At 38.7% G+C, this 19,908-nt stretch carries 20 protein-coding genes; 8 read left to right on the forward strand and 12 right to left on the reverse strand.

What is annotated here, in order from left to right:
• Positions 1–24: 24 nt before the first annotated feature.
• Genes N0B29_RS01810 through N0B29_RS01820 form a run of 3 tightly spaced genes read right to left on the reverse strand, consistent with a single transcriptional unit; the run spans position 25 to position 2,090 of the window.
• A complete protein-coding gene (locus N0B29_RS01810) occupies positions 25–642 on the reverse strand; it encodes a TPM domain-containing protein (protein ID WP_263831989.1) in 618 nt (205 codons plus the stop codon).
• The gene (locus N0B29_RS01815) at positions 642–1,490 is read right to left on the reverse strand and encodes a TPM domain-containing protein (RefSeq protein ID WP_263831990.1); all 849 of its coding nucleotides are present in this window, start codon (positions 1,488–1,490) and stop codon (positions 642–644) included. The genes N0B29_RS01810 and N0B29_RS01815 overlap by 1 nt, the downstream gene beginning before the upstream one ends.
• A 9-nt stretch (positions 1,491–1,499) precedes the next feature.
• Positions 1,500–2,090 (reverse strand): LemA family protein, encoded by a 591-nt coding sequence (locus N0B29_RS01820; protein WP_263831991.1) that lies wholly within the window; start codon positions 2,088–2,090, stop codon positions 1,500–1,502.
• A gap of 183 nt (positions 2,091–2,273) precedes the next feature.
• Between N0B29_RS01820 and N0B29_RS01825 the strand changes: the two genes are divergently transcribed.
• On the forward strand, positions 2,274–3,209 hold the full coding sequence (locus tag N0B29_RS01825; RefSeq protein ID WP_263831992.1) for a class I SAM-dependent methyltransferase: 936 nt from the start codon (positions 2,274–2,276) through the stop codon (positions 3,207–3,209).
• Positions 3,202–4,932, forward strand: coding sequence for an RNA-directed DNA polymerase (locus N0B29_RS01830; protein WP_263831993.1), 1,731 nt, complete (start codon positions 3,202–3,204; stop codon positions 4,930–4,932). Before N0B29_RS01825 ends, N0B29_RS01830 begins: the two co-directional genes overlap by 8 nt.
• A gap of 48 nt (positions 4,933–4,980) precedes the next feature.
• Here the strand turns inward: N0B29_RS01830 and hcp are convergent, their stop codons facing one another.
• Positions 4,981–6,312, reverse strand: a complete 1,332-nt coding sequence (gene hcp / locus N0B29_RS01835; RefSeq protein ID WP_263831994.1) for a hydroxylamine reductase — start codon at positions 6,310–6,312, stop codon at positions 4,981–4,983.
• A 92-nt stretch (positions 6,313–6,404) separates the two neighbouring features.
• A complete protein-coding gene (locus tag N0B29_RS01840) occupies positions 6,405–7,085 on the reverse strand; it encodes a di-trans,poly-cis-decaprenylcistransferase (protein WP_263832485.1) in 681 nt (226 codons plus the stop codon).
• 198 nt (positions 7,086–7,283) lie between these two features.
• Between N0B29_RS01840 and rho the strand changes: the two genes are divergently transcribed.
• Genes rho through N0B29_RS01855 form a run of 3 tightly spaced genes read left to right on the forward strand, consistent with a single transcriptional unit; the run spans position 7,284 to position 10,897 of the window.
• Positions 7,284–8,699 (forward strand): transcription termination factor Rho, encoded by a 1,416-nt coding sequence (gene rho / locus N0B29_RS01845; protein ID WP_263831995.1) that lies wholly within the window; start codon positions 7,284–7,286, stop codon positions 8,697–8,699.
• An 18-nt stretch (positions 8,700–8,717) separates the two neighbouring features.
• The gene (locus tag N0B29_RS01850; protein ID WP_263831996.1) at positions 8,718–10,397 is read left to right on the forward strand and encodes a DNA polymerase III subunit gamma/tau; all 1,680 of its coding nucleotides are present in this window, start codon (positions 8,718–8,720) and stop codon (positions 10,395–10,397) included.
• Between the two features lie 5 nt (positions 10,398–10,402).
• Positions 10,403–10,897 carry an asparaginase domain-containing protein gene (locus N0B29_RS01855; protein WP_263831997.1) on the forward strand — a complete coding sequence of 165 codons (495 nt, stop codon included), beginning with the start codon at positions 10,403–10,405 and terminating at the stop codon, positions 10,895–10,897.
• Here the strand turns inward: N0B29_RS01855 and N0B29_RS01860 are convergent.
• Genes N0B29_RS01860 through prfB form a run of 4 tightly spaced genes read right to left on the reverse strand, consistent with a single transcriptional unit; the run spans position 10,894 to position 14,492 of the window.
• On the reverse strand, positions 10,894–11,640 hold the full coding sequence (locus N0B29_RS01860) for an EI24 domain-containing protein (protein WP_263831998.1): 747 nt from the start codon (positions 11,638–11,640) through the stop codon (positions 10,894–10,896). The genes N0B29_RS01855 and N0B29_RS01860 overlap by 4 nt on opposite strands.
• A 5-nt stretch (positions 11,641–11,645) precedes the next feature.
• Positions 11,646–13,040, reverse strand: a complete 1,395-nt coding sequence (locus N0B29_RS01865) for a YdgA family protein (RefSeq protein ID WP_263831999.1) — start codon at positions 13,038–13,040, stop codon at positions 11,646–11,648.
• A 12-nt stretch (positions 13,041–13,052) separates the two neighbouring features.
• A complete protein-coding gene (locus N0B29_RS01870) occupies positions 13,053–13,376 on the reverse strand; it encodes a hypothetical protein (RefSeq protein ID WP_263832000.1) in 324 nt (107 codons plus the stop codon).
• A gap of 21 nt (positions 13,377–13,397) precedes the next feature.
• Positions 13,398–14,492 carry a peptide chain release factor 2 gene (gene prfB, locus N0B29_RS01875; protein WP_263832001.1) on the reverse strand — a complete coding sequence of 365 codons (1,095 nt, stop codon included), beginning with the start codon at positions 14,490–14,492 and terminating at the stop codon, positions 13,398–13,400.
• Between the two features lie 101 nt (positions 14,493–14,593).
• On the opposite strand from prfB, the gene panC reads away from it, so the two are divergent.
• From panC to tilS, 3 genes are read left to right on the forward strand one after another with little or no spacing between them, the layout of a single operon-like run.
• Positions 14,594–15,415: a pantoate--beta-alanine ligase gene (gene panC / locus N0B29_RS01880; protein WP_263832002.1), complete on the forward strand. Its 822-nt coding sequence runs from the start codon at positions 14,594–14,596 to the stop codon at positions 15,413–15,415.
• Between the two features lie 12 nt (positions 15,416–15,427).
• Positions 15,428–16,738, forward strand: coding sequence for a 30S ribosomal protein S12 methylthiotransferase RimO (rimO, locus tag N0B29_RS01885; protein ID WP_263832003.1), 1,311 nt, complete (start codon positions 15,428–15,430; stop codon positions 16,736–16,738).
• Complete coding sequence (tilS, locus tag N0B29_RS01890; RefSeq protein WP_263832004.1) at positions 16,713–17,702, forward strand: tRNA lysidine(34) synthetase TilS; 990 nt, start codon at positions 16,713–16,715, stop codon at positions 17,700–17,702. Before rimO ends, tilS begins: the two co-directional genes overlap by 26 nt.
• Here tilS and N0B29_RS01895 read toward each other — a convergent pair.
• The 3 genes from N0B29_RS01895 to N0B29_RS01905 are packed head-to-tail and all read right to left on the reverse strand — an operon-like array spanning position 17,686 to position 19,806.
• A complete protein-coding gene (locus N0B29_RS01895; protein WP_263832005.1) occupies positions 17,686–18,225 on the reverse strand; it encodes a hypothetical protein in 540 nt (179 codons plus the stop codon). The genes tilS and N0B29_RS01895 overlap by 17 nt on opposite strands.
• Positions 18,218–18,739, reverse strand: coding sequence for a PilN family protein (locus N0B29_RS01900; protein WP_263832006.1), 522 nt, complete (start codon positions 18,737–18,739; stop codon positions 18,218–18,220). Before N0B29_RS01900 ends, N0B29_RS01895 begins: the two co-directional genes overlap by 8 nt.
• Positions 18,736–19,806, reverse strand: a complete 1,071-nt coding sequence (locus N0B29_RS01905) for a DUF8341 domain-containing protein (RefSeq protein WP_263832007.1) — start codon at positions 19,804–19,806, stop codon at positions 18,736–18,738. Before N0B29_RS01905 ends, N0B29_RS01900 begins: the two co-directional genes overlap by 4 nt.
• Between the last annotated feature and the right edge of the window lie 102 nt (positions 19,807–19,908).

Here is a 19,908-nt window from a genome sequence, read left to right on the forward strand (position 1 = left end):
ACGTAGCCCTCACTAACGCGAAGGCTACACTTCTATCAAACGATCTGGTAGTTCATTTTTATCGTGCTTTTCGATTGGAAAGTGTTGTGTCAAAATAGCTCCGACTTCGTTGATTGCCTGAAGGTAGCCCTCTTCAAACTTGTCGTTTTTGACGTTTTCAACAAAAGCATCAATCGTCTTTTGCCAGAGTGCATTATCAATTTTTGCGCTGATGGCACTATCGGCAACAATCTCAATGTATTTTTCATACAGACTCACAAAAATCATCACCGCTTGATAATTGCTTGTTTTTTGAAGCCCTAAAATTCGAAATGTCTCATAGGCTTTGAGTTTTGCTGCCTTAACAAAAACGCTTTTTGGCAAGAGATAAAAGAGCACTTTTGGCACATTGAAAAGCAAAAGTAAGAGCATAAAGCCAAGCAGTTGCGCCTCGAAAATAGTTTTTGCCTCCATGTCCGGTGCGAAAAAAAGCAATCCAAATGGGATGAAAAGCGAAATAAGGCTTGTAATCAGCAGGCTTATATAAAGATAATCACCGCTTTTTTGTGTCACAACCGCAACCAACTCACTTGAGGTTTTCTTCTCCATTTCAAAAATCGTTTTCTCAATTTTCTGTTGTGTTTCATTACCAATTTGATGCATTACCAACTCCCACTCGCTCCGCCGCCGCCAAAGCTTCCGCCGCCGCCACTAAATCCTCCAAAGCCCCCACTTGATGAGCTTCCACCACTACTGCTTCCCCACGAATTAGGCAATGTGCCACCACCAAAAGCGCCGCCAACATAGCTCAATAAAAAAACGGCACAAGTGATGAGAATACTAAACACGATCATCGAAAATATAAACCAACTTATGATACCTGCAATTGCACTGATAAACAACGAAGGGAACAACTTTCTTCGGCTCGATAAATTAAGTGAGAGCATGGCGTTGAAGACCATAAAGAAGAAAAATAAGATGGGAACAACAAACGAATGATGTGAGCTTTTTTGTGTTGTTTCATCGGCTTTATACTCGCCCTTAATCGCACTGATAATCGCGGTTATGCCGTTATTTGCGCCTTCAAAATAGTTTTTTGCTTTAAAGGCGGGCAAAATCGTATTTTGGATGATGCTGCTTGCGGTAGCATCAGGAAGGGAGCCCTCAAGTCCATACCCGACCTCGATGCGCACTTTTCGCTCATTAGGAGCAATGATGAGCAAGACGCCATTGTTGTGCTCTTTAGTTCCAATCCCCCACGCGCGCCCGAGCTGATACCCAAAATCTGCAATATCATACCCTTGCAATGATGTGAGCGTAACCACCACGATTTGGTTTGTTGTCGCACTCTCATGCGCAGATAGCGTACCCTCTAAGGATACTTTTTGTGACGCACTAAAAAGCCCCGCTTCATCAACGATGTGCGAATTATTGGGCGTGGGAAATGTGATGGCACCCCAAAGCGCCGACGCACAAAGTAGTCCTAAAATGAAGCTTTTAAAAAGTTTCATGGTAAAACCTTAAAAAGCGACTTTGGGTGCTGCACTCTCCGCTTGTGTCGCAGTAAAATTCTGTTTGACTTGTGCATCAGGGTAGAAAATAGAAGCTATCCATCTTCCCGGAATCGTTCTAAGTTCAAGATTGTAATTTTTCACCGCCTCGATGTAGTCGCGTCTAGCAACAGCAATTCTGTTTTCTGTTCCTTCTAATTGTGATTGCAGACTTAGAAAGTTTTGATTGGCTTTAAGATCGGGGTAGCGTTCTGAAACTGCCATGAGGCGAGTAAGGGCGCTACTAAGACCATCTTGTGCCGCTTGATACGCTTTAAACGCTTGAGGGTTACTCAAAACTTCAGGCGTAAGAGTAATCTGCCCTACTTTGGCTCTGGCTTCCGTTACTTGCGTAAACACCTCTTTTTCATGAGCTGCATACCCTTGAACCGTAGCAACAAGGTTAGGGATCAAGTCGCTTCTTCGTTTGTACTGGTTATCAACAGCAGACGCCGCAGCGATAACGGTTTCATCAAGTCTAGGAACGTTGTTGATTTTCGGAACGATGACCACCGCCGCAAGAACGGCTAACACACCCAGTGCTATCAAAAAGTTTTTCATACATCAGCCTTTTTTTGATTTTATATCCATTATATATGCTTTGTATTTAATCTTATCTTGATAGGGTATTTTTTGAGTGTATGTGTGGTACTGAGCTTTTGAGAGGGTTACATGTAAATTACTTTGTAAACAAGATACAATAACACTTAAAAATTTATTTTTCCTAATTGCCAAGGCTAGATAGTGATAAATTCTAACGACTTACCCGAAGAATTATGGCTTCATAATGAACAAGCTGTAAAATTATGTACAGAACTAGAAACAAAATATATTGAGCATCTTCATAAATGTAATGCATACGAGTTAGCCAAAACATCTGATGGTAAAAGTCATCCTATAGGCGGTTCAGGTGCAACTGAAGCAATAGAGCATTTTGCCTATAGGTTTGTAAATTCTAGTACCAGAGTTATTCATATTACACTAGACCCTGATAAGAAATTTTCAAATATACAAATAGATATTTTTTCAACTTTTTCAAAAGGTAATATTTCTATTTTAGATTTAGCTTGTGGAACAGGTGGGCACATCTTATCGTTACTGACTACTCTTGTTGAATTAAGATTAAAAAAACTTCTTCCAACTCTTCCATTAAATATCCATATTTTAGCTGCTGATATTTCTCCAAAAGCATTAGAAATTTATCAAAGTCTTCTACATGATCTTGAGCCATATTTGCTGAATGCTGGCATTCGTGTTATATATTCTACTTATGAATGGGACGCATGCTCTTCAATTCAAACTAGTTCACTAATGGATACTTTTTTCGAAATAACTAGCACTATTTCGTCTAATGAGTATTATGTGATAACGTCAGCTTTTAGTGGCTTTGCAGGCAATGAAACTAATTTCACAAGAATTGAAAGATCCCTACAACATATTACAGACAGGTTAGGAACAAAAAATAGTACATTTTTGTGGATAGAACCTGATGGTAAAGATGCAAAAAAATTTCTAGGCTTATTAAACAGAATTTTTGAGAATATAAAAGATTTTTTTGTACAAATATTTGAAGAAAGAGAATCTATTTCTCATACCTATTGCTGGTGGGAACCAATAAAAAAAGAAGTTATAAAAAAAGGTAATGTAAGTATTAAATTATATAAGAGAAATAATGAATAATTTTGAATTATTATTTACAAAAGCTTTGAATTCGGCAAGAAGAAGTTCACCCATTACATATGTTGCATTAAGAGCCCTTATGGACTCATGCCCCAAAGATAATCAAATAAAATTACTATCTTCAATTATGTCACGGCAACTTCAAACATCAAATAAATGGCATTATAGAAATTTTAAAGTTTTTAAAGAAAAAGAACCACAAGGAATAGAATACCGTGAATTAACAATAGGATCGCCTCTAACTTTATTGGCAGAAGCCATGCTGATAGACAAATTACAAGAAAACAAGATATACAATGACAATCCAAATGTTTATAGTTATAGATTGCCTTTCTATAAAAATTCGGGTCAAAATTTTGCCTTTTTTATGCATGGATACAAAAAAAGAAATGAAAAAATTGAATTAGCGCTAGCAGAAGGTAATTTTGCGTATATTTTTGATTTGAAGAAATTTTATCCAAGTGTAAATCAAAAACAATTATATGAAGTTTTTAATAACAAAATAGAAATATCACAGTGCGAGAAAAAAACAAAAAAACAACTAAATATATTTATAAATTCTTTGTTAGAAGCTACCAATCAAGGAGTAGCTGCAAATCCAGATTTTGGGCATCTTTGTGCAGATTTATATTTAGAAAATTTTGATTTTAATATGACACAACATTTTGGAACTTCTCATTATTTTAGGTATGTGGATGACCTTGTCATTATAAGTAGTCAAGAAACCCAATTAGATGAAATCAGAGCCAAAATAAAACAACTACTTCCTATTGGATTAGAATTAAATGAAAAAAAGACAGACTTAGTTAATTATGAGCAATGGAGTAAAATTTCTTTTGATGATATTGACAAAATTAATGATGAGTTTTCTGATTTTATGACTTCCCTTACTATCTATCTTGCATTAAACCCTAAAAAATTAGGTAACTTAAAACAAGAATTCAATGATAAAAATATTTTTCTTCCTTTTGATAAAATATTTGCTAATAGCCAATATAAAAGACAAGTAAAATTTTACAAAAGTTTACTTTTTGATAATTATGCATACCTATTGTATTTATTCGGTAAGTCGCATAATTTTTTAGAAATCGCTGAAACATTAAAAAATAAACTTTTTTACATTCTTGAAAAACTGCCTGACATAAAGATTTTGAATGGATTTGAGCGAAGATTATTAATTCAAAAGTACCGTTTTTGTATTAATAGGTTACTGATTTTTTCAGGGAAAGAATCAATAGAAAAAATCCTTTTTCTAATACCCGATGAAAAAGAATTTATAGAAATCAGAATTTTAATCATTGCTTTATTGAATAATGATGTGAGTGAGCTTGTGAAATTTAATGGTAATACGATTCTATCGTTTTGTGAACTATGGAAAAGTAATTTAAAAGAAAAACCTATAATTCAAATTTCAGAGGAAGCAACTCTTGAGAATTATTTTGATGCTATCCTTACTCTAGTTTTGCATGACATACTTCCAGTTGAAATTATCCCTATAGATAAATTCGATCATGAAAAACAAGCATTATTGCATTCATTGAAAATAGCCCAAAAACAAGGAAGAATTTTTAATAATTTGAATTATTACGATGAAATTACAACTATTTTAAATAGAATATCTCATGATGAGATAGGAACTTATCTTACTACAAGATACAACGATAATGAAGTAGTAGATTTAGAAACTTTGAAAATTGGGTCAGGTATATCTTCAGGTTTTTAAGACTGAGAAAGCCCCCTTTCGAGGCTTCCCCATCTTTACATGTAAACCTTACGCAGGTTTTTTAAGCAGTAATTTTTCCACGTCACTTGCCGCATCATCGGTCAAATGCAAGTTAAAGTTCTCTTGCAAGAAAGCGAAGATGTCATCGTTGACAAATTGTGGTGGTTTTGGTCCAAGATAGATGTTTTTGATGCCAAGGCTAAAGAGTCCTAGAAGAATAAGAACTGCTTTTTGCTCCATCCAGCTAAGAACGATAGAAACTGGCAAGTCATGTACGGTTACGCCAAGTGCGCCAGCAAGAGCTAGAGCGATGTGAACTGCACCGTTACTGTCATTGCATTGACCAAGGTCTAGGTAGCGAGGGATGCCTGTGTCTGCAACGGTACCAAAGTCGATGTCGTTAAATCTAAATTTACCGCAACTTGACGTTAAGATGACGCAGTCGTTTGGAAGACTCTCTGCCATTTTTCTATAGTATTCGCCACCTGAGCCTGGAGCGTCACAACCTGCGATAACGAAGAACTGGCTGATTTTGCCTGCTTGAACGGCTTCAAGAATTTGAGGTGCAAGACCAAGGATGGTTTTATAGTGGTGACCTGTTACGAGTGTCTCTTCACTGTCAAAGCCTGTTACATCAGGAAGTGCAAGTGTCTGAGCAATGACTTCACTGAAGTCGTTATTTTGGATTTTTTTGCCCTCTTTGATGCCTACGATGTCGTAGGTATAGAGTCTATCGACATAAGTTGATGTTGATTTTGGAGGAACGATACAGTTGGTGTTCACGATGATAGTTCCGCCCCACTCTTCAAAGAGTTTAGTTTGGTCAAACCATGATTTACCGATGTTGCCTTTAAGGTGAGCATATTTGCGAAGTTCTGGGTAACCGTGTGCGGGAAGCATTTCGGAGTGGGTGTAGATGTTGATGCCTTTACCCTCTGTTTGGCGTAAAAGCTCTAAAAGCATGTCAAGGTTGTGACCGCTGACCAAAATGCCTTTGCCCTCAGCCTTGTTTTGAGAAATGCTAACAGGTGTTGGAACGCCAAGGTGCGAAGTGTGTGCTTCGCTTAAGATGTCCATCATTCTCACACCAGCAGAACCGATTTTCATGAGTTGAGCGATGTGATCGTCAAAGTTGAAGTTAACGTTAGTGAGGGTGAAATAAAGTGTTTGAGCGATGACGTCATCGACTTCTTTGGTGTCTGCACCAAATTCATTGGCATGTGTTCTATACGCACTAAGACCTTTAAGACCGTAAATCATAATGTCTTGAAGTTTCGCCAAGTTGGCATCTTTGCCACACGTTCCTATATCTTGACCTTTAGAACCACAGCCATTAATGGCACTCATAGAGCATTGATCACATAACATATTTAAAGACATAATCTCTCCTAATTAAAATTTGACAGAATCTTAGCAAGAGGATAAATTTATGTCATTGATTGATCTCAATCAAGAGTTTTGAGGAAAGGCAGTTAGATGATACCACCAAAACGTCGTTCAGTTTGAAGGTACTCGGAGACGATGGTTTCAAGCTCGCCCACCGAAAAATCAGGCCAGAGCGTTTTACTAAAGAAAAGCTCTGCGTAAGCGGCTTGCCAAAGCAAAAAGTTAGAAAGGCGACAGTCACCGCCCGTGCGAATGAGGACATCCACAGCAGGAATGCCTGCGGTGTCAAGGTTGGACTCGAGGATTTCTTTGGTGATTTCACCTTTTACATGTAAAGATTTGTTGATGGCTCGAAGGATTTCATCGTGAGCGCCATAATTGATAGCAAGGATTTGTCGAAGCCCCGTACAGTGTGCTGTCATCTCTTTGGCGTAAGCGATCTCTTTTTGAAGTGAAGCGGAGAACTTACTCACATCTCCAATGACATCAAAACGAATGTTGTTTTCAAGAAGCGTTGAGATTTCACTGTGTAAATACTTGGAAAGAAGTTTCATCAAAACAGCCACTTCAGCTTTTGGGCGGTTCCAGTTTTCAGTGCTAAAGGCATAGAGAGTAAGGTACTTTATGCCCATTTTAGCGGCATACTTTGTAATTTCACGCACTTTTTTAGCGCCTTCTTTGTGTCCAAATGAGCGCTCTTTGCCTTGACGTTTTGCCCATCTGCCATTGCCATCCATAATAATCGCCAAATGCACTAAATCATTCATCGTTTCAACTTCTTTGTATCCAGTATTGTTGAGTGGCATTTTATCTTTTTTCTCTTTAGCCGACCTTGACAAATTCTCTCGCTTTGACTAAAATTACGCCATCACTACTTTTAGAATTCTCACAAAGTAGTCTCATAAAAATCGACTCAAGCAACTCTATCTTTGGGAATCTTTTCACCATCAAGAGACTCTAGCTTCATGAACGATCAAACTAACAACAAAGAAGGCACAATGAGCGGAAACACTCCTACCTCAAACAATCAACCCTGCGCGAATTCAGCCCAACCCAACGGCAATACTAACGGTAATGGACAAGCAAAACCAACTCACTATAACAAATCACGAACCCATGTCCCCGTCGATGGCTACAAAATAGAGGGTCTTAGAACCACTCCACTCGAAAAACTTTTAGAGATCGCAACAGAGCTTGGTATTGAAAATCCAAACGAATTAAAACGCCAAGATTTGATGTTTGAAATTTTAAAATCACAAGTCAACCAAGGCGGATTTATTCTTTTTACGGGCATCTTAGAGATTGCAGGTGAAGGTTATGGCTTTTTACGTGCAACAGACGCCAACTTCTCAGACAGTGCCAATGACGCTTATGTCAGCAGTACCCAAGTTAAGAAATTTGCACTTCGTACCGGTGATATCGTCACAGGACAAGTTAGACCTCCAAAAGATCAAGAGCGTTACTACGCCCTTCTTAAAATCGAAGCGATCAACTATCTACCTCTTGCAGAGAGCAAAAAACGCCCTCTTTTTGAAAACTTAACACCACTTTACCCAACCGAAAAAATCAAACTCGAATACGATCCAATGAAAATTACAGGACGTGTACTTGACCTCTTTACCCCTATCGGTAAAGGTCAACGTGGTCTTATCGTTGCACCTCCAAGAAGTGGTAAAACGGAACTTATGAAAGAACTCGCTCATGGTATCGCGCGCAACCATCCCGAATCAGAGCTTATCGTTCTCCTCGTCGATGAAAGACCAGAAGAGGTTACCGATATGCAACGCTGTGTTCAAGGTGAAGTGTATAGCTCAACCTTTGATATGCCAGCATCAAACCATGTTCGTGTCGCCAACCTTGTCATCGAAAAAGCAAAGCGTCGTGTTGAGATGGGCAAAGATGTCATCATTCTTTTAGATTCTATCACTCGTCTTGCTCGTGCTTACAATACGGTAACCCCATCAAGCGGTAAAGTACTCAGTGGTGGTGTGGATGCAAACGCTCTGCATAAACCAAAACGTTTCTTTGGTGCGGCGAGAAATATCGAAGATGGTGGTAGTTTGACCATCATTTCAACCGCATTGATCGAGACTGGAAGTCGAATGGACGAAGTTATCTTTGAAGAGTTTAAAGGCACTGGTAACAGCGAGATTGTACTCGATAGAAATATCTCTGATCGTCGTATCTACCCAGCGATTAACATCATGAAATCAGGAACACGTAAAGAAGAGCTTCTACTCTCCCCTGATAAACTCCAAAAAATTTGGGCACTTAGAAGTGCTATTAGCCAGATGGATGACATTGAAGCACTTAAATTCTTGTATGCTAAAATGCTTAAAACCAAGGACAATGAAGAACTCCTCTCTATCATGAATGACTAAAAACCTAAAGGTTGCGCTGTGTCACATCAAGTACTTGCTCTAAAATATCGTCCTTCCTCGTTTGACAAACTGATCGGCCAAGAGTCGATCACCCAAACACTTTCATTAGCACTTAACCAAGATAGGCTCTCACATGCCTATCTTTTCTCCGGACTTCGTGGTAGTGGTAAAACATCAACTGCGCGTATCTTTGCGAAAGCCCTCGTCTGCGACCAAGGTCCAAGCTCAACGCCATGCGAAGTGTGCGAACACTGCCTGAGTGCCAATGAAAACCGTCACATCGACATTATTGAGATGGATGCCGCGTCCAATCGTGGTATTGATGATATTCGTGAACTGATCGAGAGTACCAAATACAAACCATCAAGTGCTCGCTTTAAAATCTTTATCATCGATGAAGTCCACATGCTGACTACACAAGCGTTTAATGCGCTTTTGAAGACATTGGAAGAGCCTCCAAGCTATGTAAAATTCATCCTAGCAACGACAGACCCTTTAAAACTACCTGCAACGATTTTGTCACGTGCGCAACATTTCCGTTTTAAACAGATCAAACAAAGTGACGTGGTCAACCACCTCTGTCATATACTCAATCTTGAAAACATTGAGTACGAAAAAGAAGCCTTAGAGATGCTCTCGCGCGCAGGCAACGGATCACTTCGCGATACTTTGACATTGCTTGATCAAGCCATCATTTTTTCTAAAGGATACATTACACCTGAGAATGTGGCAACGATGCTTGGACTTCTTGACCCTAACCAACTTGAGACGATTTTTACGGCAATTTTGAGTGCCAATAAAAACGAGATGCTTCACCTTATCAAAGAGCTTGAGAGTTATGAGTGCGAAATCGTCATCGATGAGTTAATCGCGTATCTTAAAAATGCTTTTTTTGCGCAAGATCGCCGTTTTTCAACTCTTTTGTATGAGCGCTTTTTCAAAATTCTGAGTGAATCCAAAAGCCTGCTTTACATCAATGCCAACAACGGTTTCGTGCTCTCTTTGATCTTCTTTAAAATGATTGAAGCGACCAATATTAAAACCATTGAAGAGATGATAGACTCACTTGAAAATGAGAAATTTAGACTTCCTGCTCATGCTAAACCTGAAGTTGCAGAAAGTACAGAAACACCTGCTCCAGCGCTAGAAGAAGTTTTACATGTAAAAGATCAAGGCGTGACATCACAAATGCTTTTTACAAGACTGTGCGACAAACTACTTGATCGTAATGCCGAGCTAGGCGAATGTTTTAAAAATCACATTCGTTTTGTAAGCTTTGAAGATGAACAACTTACTCTCACCTCGAGTGCTGAGGGCGAAGCGAGTAAAACACTCAATACGTATTACAGCATCATCAAGCATTTTGTCCAAGAACTTTTCGGCTTAGAGACAAAAATCAAGATCAATAAAATCCAAGCGCTTCCGCCAGAACCTCAACCTGCTGAACCCGTACCCATGTTTGATCCTAACTATGAACTGCAAATGAATGAGGCAGAATTAAGCGCTAATGAGCAAAGCTCTTCGATGATCGAAAGTTTAGAATTTGAAGATGAACCGCAAAGTGAGAGCTGTGCAACGGGTGCTATGATGGCGGGGAAATGCGAAGTCGATGCAAAAGAGGTTTTAAACACCCCTTTTGTTCAAAGAGCAACTGAGCTTTTTGATCCTCAAAAAATTCAAATTCGCCAAAAGGTTTAATGACGATGGAAAAAATCCTTATCCTCAATACAGGTGGCACATTTAACAAACGCTACAATCCTCTTAAAGGTGAGCTTGAAGTTCCAAATGATGGTATTGCATTAGAGGCAATTTTACGTTATTGTAACAACACTTCGTATGAGCTTTTAAACATTATTCACAAAGACAGTCTTGATATGGACGAAAATGATCGAGAACTTATCGTAAAAACCATTCAAGACTCTTCGTGCCACAAAGTTTTGATTATTCATGGCACCGATACCATGGACGTTACCGCTACTTTTTTAGCTTTACATGTAAAAGACAAAATCATCACGCTAACAGGTGCCATGGTTCCTTTTAGCATCGACACCGTTGAGGCAACCAGCAATTTTATGCTGGCACTTGGTGATTTGATGTGTCGCGAAAAAAATGGAGTCAATCTTGCCATGCACGGCGCAATTGCAGGTCATGGAAGTATTTATAAAAACAGACAAAAAGGGATTTTCGAGCTTTGCTAAGAAGCTCGTAACTCCTCAGTCTTACGAAAGATATAGTGACTCATAACAATCACATAATAAGGATAAATAATAACCCCTAAAAAGGGAATGATGGTAAGCGCAAAACAGACCAATGAAATGCCTCTCATCTGCCCAGCATACATCCGCTTTAACGCCTTATACTCTTCACTTGAATTCACCATTGAAGAAACATCTAAAACCAAAAGCTTATGAAACAGGTAAAACACAGGCAGCAGTAAAGCAAAATTAAATACGGGTATAAAAACCAAAGGTGACAGTAGCAAAAACATTAGAGTCGTCCATAGGAGCGTTTTAAGGACTATCCATACATAGCTTATAAGTCCCATACCACGAAATGCAACCGTTGGATAATAGAGTGAACCAATCTCTTTAATGAAATAACCTGCAAAAAGCCCTACGATGACCGAATAAACCATCAAGAAAAGGTAGTAAACAACCATAGCAGAAGTAAAAAAGAAAAGAATCGCTACAACCGTTTTAGTGATAAAAATAAGTGAGACCATGCTCAAAAACCAACTCTGCTCTATGCTTCCTTCAAAACTCTGCAAACTCTGTGCGATCCAAGCAGAAAGTGCGCTTACACCTCCAAAGAGAAGCCAAATAGCCCCAATAAATACGATGATGGTTAAGATAAAAGAGAGCAAGGAGACAAGCAACACTCTTGGAGAAAAGGTATCTCCAAGAGCAAGAGCAAAGATGTTAGTTTTTGAAATTGTATTCATTTACTTTACTGAATCGTTTTACCATTGACACTAATTGCGCCTTTTTTCATAGCAATTTCATAGATGAAAAAATCGCCTTCAGGCTTACCAAGTGCAAAATCTTCCGCAGAAGTCAATCCCATAGCTTCAAGCGTTGCACGGTCATCTTTGTGAACTTTGACTTTTGATGTAATATCCAAAAGCCCAAGAAGTGCGAGAGGACTCTCTTTGTCTGTGTATTGATTTTGTACAATCTCAAGCGTTGTATCAACACTCACGTCTTTAAGATTCATCATGTCTGAATTCAGTCCTTTAAGAGCAATGCCAAGGTCGAGTTTTACACCATGATTGACAAGTGCGACAAAATCGTCGATTAAGACTTTATCATCCGGGGTCGTTGCTCCTAAAAGCAGTGTATTGTAATCCGCTTGAACTTTTTTCATTGTATCTGAGTTGATCCCTCTTAAAAAGAGTTTTGCAAAAAGTTTTTCAAGTGTAACATCTGCACTGCTATTATTGACAACGATGTTATCAAGCGTATAATCTGCTTTGATTTGAAGATCTTTTTTCACATCTTCAACGCTGCTATTAGCTTTAAGAGAACCTAGATCAAATTTGGTATTGGAGTACTCGTCATTGACTTCTAGTGTATACTTGCCAATTTTGATGTCGCCTTTATTGTTCAGATCGTCTTTATAGCTAAAGTTATAGACAAAATCTTTTAACTCACTTTTAAACACAAACATTTCACTATCAACACCGAAATTTTGCTTACCAACGCCTAGCACACCTTGTACCACCCCACCGTTTTCATTTAACGTTAGTAGTTGCTTTTCAGTGTCAATGTTCAGGGTTGAACCTTCGGTTTTAATCTGCTCTTTAATATCTTTAAAGCGTACATCTTTGAGTTTTTCATCACTTCCAAATGTCATATCAACCGCGAGTACACCACGTGCTAAAAGAGGTAAAATGGCATCACTTGCCGCTTTATCGTTAGCAAGCTCATCTTGAAGCGATTTAGGTAATTGATCAAGGCTTAAAGAGATTTTTACGTCACTTGGCAAAAGGTTAGAGTGCGTCATTTCACCTTTAAATTTTAAACCATCAAATCCTGCATTAATGCTTCCGTCTGTTTCATCTTTCAGACTTTGGACAAAAAGCTTATATTGTGCATTTTTATCGATAAGTTTTGCGAGTAAAAAGTCACGTGCTTTTTTGGCATCAGCTACTTCAAGACTAAAAGTTCTTTGACTTGTAAAGTAACCGCTTTTGCTTAAAATGTCTTGTTTCAAACCATTTTGGGCAAGTAAAACCTTGTTTGCCTCGATGGCACTATCGACTTTTTGCGAAATGACAAGAGGCGTTGCCGCGATGGCTGCCACAACTACGGCTGAAATAACCAGATATTTTGTTTTTGACATAAAAAGCCTTTATTATTTGTAACCTATGACGTAATAGGTATTTTTGTTAGGAACTTTTTCCAAAGTAATTTTATATTTTGCTGCCCATTTGGTAATCATCTCATTGACCTCATCAACCAATTCTGCACCTGCTGCTTCATTTTTGATTTTGAAGTAATCTTTGTTACTTGAGAGTGCCACAAATGAATGATGCGCTTTGAGTGCATCGTGCAAAGCGATGAGATGTTTTTCAACATGCTCAAAACCTACTGTGTTGTTGATGACGCGCTCAAGTTGCGCTTCCGCATTGGGAGTAACGCTGTAGCCTAGTTGTGTTAAGATCGCCTGTTTCTGCATTATTTTTCTCCTTTAATTTCGTTAACGTTTTTGTGCGATAAGCACATCTTCAATCATTTTTGAAATATCACCGTCTAAAATATTATTGACCTGAGAGTAAGCAATGTTGCTTCGATTGTCTTTGACTTGCTGGTACGGAGCTAAAACATAACTGCGTATCTGATGTCCCCAGCCGATCTCACTTTTTTCAACACCGTCTTTTTCCGCTTGCTGTTTTTCAAGTTCAAACTCATACAGACGCGATTTCAACATTTTCATCGCCGAAGCTCTGTTCTTATGTTGTGATCTGTCATTTTGACACTGCACGACAATGCCAGTTGGCATGTGTGTGATACGAATGGCACTATCGGTTTTATTGACATGCTGTCCGCCTGCTCCACCTGAACGATACGTATCGACTTTAAGGTCACGATCTTCTATAACAATGTCTATGTCATCATCAACCTCAGGTGAAACCATCACCGAACTAAAAGAGGTATGACGTTTGGCATTGGCATCAAAAGGGCTAATGCGAACAAGGCGATGAATGCCATTTTCGACTTTGAGATAGCCATACGCATTTTCACCACTGATGATAAAACTGACATCTTTAAGCCCAGCTTCTTCACCCTCTTGGTAGTCTAAGACTTCCACTTTAAAACCAGAGCGTTCAGCCCATCTAAGGTACATTCTGTACAAAATGCTTGCCCAGTCTTGACTCTCTGTTCCACCCGCACCTGGATGAATGGAAATAATAGCGTTTTTGTTATCATTCTCGCCACTGAGCATCATGGCGATCTCTAAGTTGCTGATGTGTTCTTCCAAATGTTCAGCATCTTTATAAAGCTCTTCAACGGTGGCTTCATCATTTTCACTGTTTGCCATTTCATACAAATCTACGGCATCCATAACAACATTTTTTGCTTTGGTGTAACGTGTAAGTAACGAGTTGAGTGCCGTTTTTTCTTTTTGCATCTCAGCCGCTTTTTTTGCATCATTCCAAAATTCGGGGTTTTGTTCGATCATTTCAATCTCTGCAAGCCTTGATGTCAGATCTTCTGGCTTGATAATCTGTGCGATGTTGTCCACTTTGGTGGTTAATTTTTTGAGAAGTTCGGTGTATTCGTAACTATCCAAATGGTTTCCTTTTGCTATAATACTCGCTTCAATTTAAGAGACCTCTGTTAAAAAACGTTTCTTAGAAGTCTAGTATTATATTTTACTCAAAAGTGCCTAAAATGAAAATAGTAAAAACTATTGAAGAATTATCCCAAGCAAGAAAAGAGCTTCAAGGATCCGTCGGCTTCGTGCCAACCATGGGAGCATTGCATAACGGACACCTCTCTTTAATGCAAAAATCAATCGCTGAAAATGAACATACCATTGTCTCTGTTTTTGTCAATCCTACTCAATTTTTAGAAGGGGAAGATTTTCATAAATATCCTCAGCGTACCCAAGCCGATATTAAAATATGCGAACTTGCGGGTGTGGCAATTTTATTTATGCCAAACCCTGATGTTATGTACGCTCCACTTGAACCTAGTATTCTAGCGCCTAGCTCCAAAGCTTACATTTTAGAAGGACTTGCGCGCCCAGGTCATTTTGATGGTGTTTTACGCGTGGTTTTAAAACTTTTCAATCTGACCAAACCAACAAGGGCTTATTTTGGCAAAAAAGATGCGCAACAACTTTATCTTTTGCAAAATATGGTCACCTCTTTCTTTTTGGATTTGGAAATAGTCCCTTGCGAAATTGTAAGGGAAGATGATGGACTAGCCCTCTCCAGTCGCAATGTTTACCTAAGTGCGCAAGAACGTAAAGATGCCCTACTTCTATGTGAATCACTCAAAGTTGCCACACATGCCATCATTGCAGGGGAACGCGATATAGCAACGATTAAAGCTGAAATGTTGCATACCTTGTTACCTTTACATGTAGAATACGTGGAGATTTTAAATCGTGATTTTGATACAATATCTACTATTGAAATAGGCAACTCTATCATTCTCGTCTGCGCCAAAGTTGGCACTACTCGCCTCATTGATAATTTATGGATTTAAAAAAGGAAATATTTGAAAAAATTACATCTCGTTTCACTAGGATGCAATAAAAACCTCGTTGACAGTGAAGTCATGTTAGGAAAACTTCAAGCGTACGAACTGTGCGATGATCCCTCTAAGGCTGACGTACTTATCGTCAATACCTGCGGCTTTATCGGACCTGCTAAACAAGAGAGTCTCAACACCATCTTCTCACTCCACGAAACACGCAAAAAAGGCTCTGTCCTTGTTATGGCAGGCTGTTTGACTGAACGCTATAAAGAAGATCTCACCCAAGAGCTTAAAGAGGTTGATCTTTTTACGGGTGTGGGTGATTATGACAAGATCGATGAGATCATCGCCCTTCGTCAAAACCGCTTTAGTCCCGCTACGTACTTACAAAACGAAGAGGAACGTGTGATTACAGGCTCCAATGCCCATGCATATATTAAACTCTCTGAAGGCTGCAATCAAACATGTAGCTTTTGTGCCATCCCTGGCTTTAAAGGTAAGCTTCACTCACGCACCCTTGAATCGCTTGTCAAAGAGGTAAAGGTACTCGTTTCAAAAGGCCTTTATGACTTTAGCTTTATCTCTCAAGACAGTAGCTCATTTTTGCGTGATGTGGGTGAAAAAGAGGGACTTATTAAACTCATTGATGCGGTTGAGCAAATTGAGGGCGTTAAGAGCGCGCGCATTTTGTACCTTTACCCAACGACAACGTCTAACGCTCTGATTGAGCGCATTATCGCCTCACCTCTGTTTCATAACTACTTTGACATGCCGATCCAACACATCAGCGACTCGATGCTCAAGCGCATGAAGCGAGGTGCTGGACGTGAGCGCATCATTGAACAGTTAGAGCTTATGCGAAAAGCACCCAATAGCTTTATTCGCACCAGTTTTATCGTAGGACATCCAGGAGAAAGTGAAGCAGAGTTTCAAGAGCTTCTGGACTTTACCAAATTGTTTGATTTTGACCGTGTTAACATCTTTGCTTATTCGGATGAAGAAGACACATCTGCTTACGAGATGGAAGAGAAAATCGACACTAAAACCATTAATAAACGCATTAAACAACTGGATAAGCTCGTCCAAGCCAAAACGAAAAAAAGCTTTGAAAAAGAGGTTGGTAAAGAGGTCATCATCTTAGTTGAAGGTGAAAGCAGTGAGCATGAGTATTTTATGGGAGCACGTGAGCTTCTATGGGCACCGAGCATTGATGGTGAGGTCTTGGTCAATGACTCCGATGTAGAGAATATTGAGGTCGGAAAATGTTACCGCGCAACCATCACCGAATGTGCTGGAGATCAACTCATTGCAACCATTACCACTGTTGCATGAAGCAACGCTAACTTCTTTACGTCGCACAAAAAACCTATTGGCATTCTCAGGCGGTGGTGACTCCACCGCCCTCTTCTTTTTACTGCTTGCCCATAACATTCCTTTTGATATTGCCCATGTTAACTACCAAACAAGAGAGCAAAGCAGTGTTGAAGAGGCGTATGCTAAAAGACTTGCAGAGATGTACCATAAACACCTTTTTAGCTTTACATGTAAACTTGAAAATGCCAATTTTGAGCATTATGCACGAGAAGAGCGTTACACTTTTTTTGAAGCTGTTATTCAAGAACATGGTTACGAGAATCTTCTTACGGCGCACCATTTGGGAGATCAACTGGAATGGTTTTTAATGCAACTCACCCGTGGAGCTGGACTTGTGGAAATGCTTGGGATGCAAGAAGTGGAAAGCAGAGAGCATTACACGCTTATGAGACCTCTTTTACATGTAAGCAAAAAAAAGCTTCAGGACTACCTAGAAGAACACAATATAACCTACTTCAACGATGCAAGTAATGACTCATTCAAACACTTACGCAACAAGTTCCGACATGATTACGCAACCCCACTCATCGATGCGTATGAAGAGGGAATTGCCAAAAGCTTTGCTTACTTAGAGGAAGATCGTAAGCGACTTTTACCCCATCAGCCTAAACGCCTTAAAGAGCTTTTTATACTACCAAAAGACGCTGATGACCTTATTAATATTCGGCAAATCGATAAAATACTCAAGCTTTTGGGTATCTTAGTTTCCAAAGCGCAAAGAGATGAGATTTTAAAAACAGAGTCTTGTGTTATCGGTGGAAAAATTGCAGTTTGTTTTGAAAAAGAGAGAATTTTTATAGCACCTTATCTTAAACACGATATGGAAAAGCACTTTAAAGAGGTATGTCGCAAAGCGCGCATTCCTTCCAAAATACGCCCCTACCTTTACACTTCTGGTATTGATCCTAATGTGTTGCGTTAAGATCATACACCTTAACTTTAAACGTTGAGCTAATACTTTCCTTTCCCGATTCTAAATAGATTGGAAAGTCAGCTTGAACAATGCTGCTGTAGCGATTAAGCCCTTCTAAAAAATTGTAGAAATTCGTTGGTGTTTTAAGTGTTGATGTCACGTTAAGTTCGTACTCTACAAACTCTTTTTTATACTCAGACTTTGTTACTTCCGTAAGAGAAACTTGGGTAAAAAATTTCCCAGCATAACGAATAAACTCTTCTTGCGTAAAGGGGTGCTTAAAAGCTCCAATGATGTGTACATTCTCTGCTTTGAGTTTTGAAAGCTCTGCTTCACGTTCCAAAAAGAGATTTTCAACTCTGGTTTTATGCACCAAAACACGTTTATGTTCTGCTTGCAAAATACGATGTTCTTTGACATTGGGGATAATAAGTAAAAAAACAAAAGCGAATGTGATGACGATGAAGACCATTAAAAAAATGAGCAACTTCATCATATCGATTTTTTCTAAGCTTCTATCAAGGCTATTCACGGAAACCATCCTCGCCAAGAATTTTATTGATGCTCACAAAATTATACCATCCCTCTTTTGTAAGGTAAAACGTCGTATTGCTCGTATGAAAAATGGATTTTAGAGGGGCTGCTAACAAGAAATTAAATGTATCTTGTGTCGGCGAAACACCATATAAAACGAGCGAATTTCGCTCCATCTGAACTTTTTTGAGCGTAATTTGATCGGGCACTAAATCAAAAAGATTTTTCATACTCTCTTTAAGAAGTGTATTGTTTGAGAAAATTTCTTCTGAGAGTGCTTTTTGACGTAAAATAAGACCAATGGCTTCATCATCTTCATCAATTTTTGTCTCAAGCATCTCGCGTTCTTTGGCCAAATCAACAATACCATGTTTAAATGAACTCATTTCAATCACAATATAGAAGTTAAAGATAATCATAAAGAGCGACATCAAACTAATGAAAATCAGCCACATCTTACTAAAGAGTGATATGAATGGTTTTGGGCGAGGTGCAATAAAACTTAGTTTCATTTAAAAACCTCAGCAATAGCGATGTCACACATGCGGTCGCCTACATCCACTTTATGTATCTCTACATCCATCATCAATTCATCTTCAAGTTGGTGAATCAGCTCTGAACTAATTTCATACCCGTCAAAAATAATAATCTCGTCGATAAATTCACTCTGATATAAAGGATTGTGATAGTACTCTTCAAGAGAAGATCGGAGGTATTTATAGACCAAAAGATCACGCCCATATAGCTCTAAATTCATATCTTCTTCTTTAATGTCTTCCATTCCTTTAAAATGAACAATGGCTTTATCTTCGATATCAGAAAATGAGTCAGTGGAACGCAAATCATCAATATCTTCTAACTCACCTAATTCCTCAAGCTCACTTAGCTCCTCGATTCCTTCACGTTCTTCCTCTTCTTTAACCATTTCAGGCATCGAATCGGATGAAACAATATCTTCTTCTGCTTGTTCATTTTCCCAATCATTGACATCATCGCTACGCGTAAAAGAGGTATCGCTCTGAGTTTTGAAAAAGGCACCAAAATGAAGGTGCTTCTCTTCAAAAATAGCCAAAATAAAAAAATCTTGGCAATTAAGAATATAACATGTAGGTTTGCTCTTGAGTTTTTGAGAAACGACAAAGTCACTTAAAAGAATAAATGGAGAATAGATCAGATCAAGACCTACCTCTGAGAAAAGATTCTTTGCCCATTTAATTTCAATGTAGGAAGCATACGCGGACCATTGATTGAACAAAGAGACATGATGAACATTTTGCATATCGACATGATGCTTACTAAAACTTGCATTCCCTGTACCGGAAATGGCTCCTTGTCCTAAAGAGCTTAGCAAAAAAGAGATATAGACAAAAGTGTACTCATCTTGCAATGATAAAAGGTAATTTTCAAGAGCTTTATCAAGTGCTTCAAGAGGTGATGAAAGCGGAAAAGTTTTTGTAAAAGTTTTTTGAATGGAGCCATCTTTTATAACTTTACAACGTAGCACACATTCTGTTTCATTTAACACAACAGCCACAAAAAGGTTCTGAAATTTTTTCTGAAGAACAGTTCTTATGCCCATATTTCTGACTCTTTGTTCACGTCATTACTCTTGTGTTAATTTGAATTTGTACTATATATTAGACTAATCTTGCTTAAGTTTTGTAAAATATCAAGCAAAAGT

This window comes from Sulfurospirillum oryzae (assembly GCF_025770725.1).
Classification (GTDB): domain Bacteria; phylum Campylobacterota; class Campylobacteria; order Campylobacterales; family Sulfurospirillaceae; genus Sulfurospirillum; species Sulfurospirillum oryzae.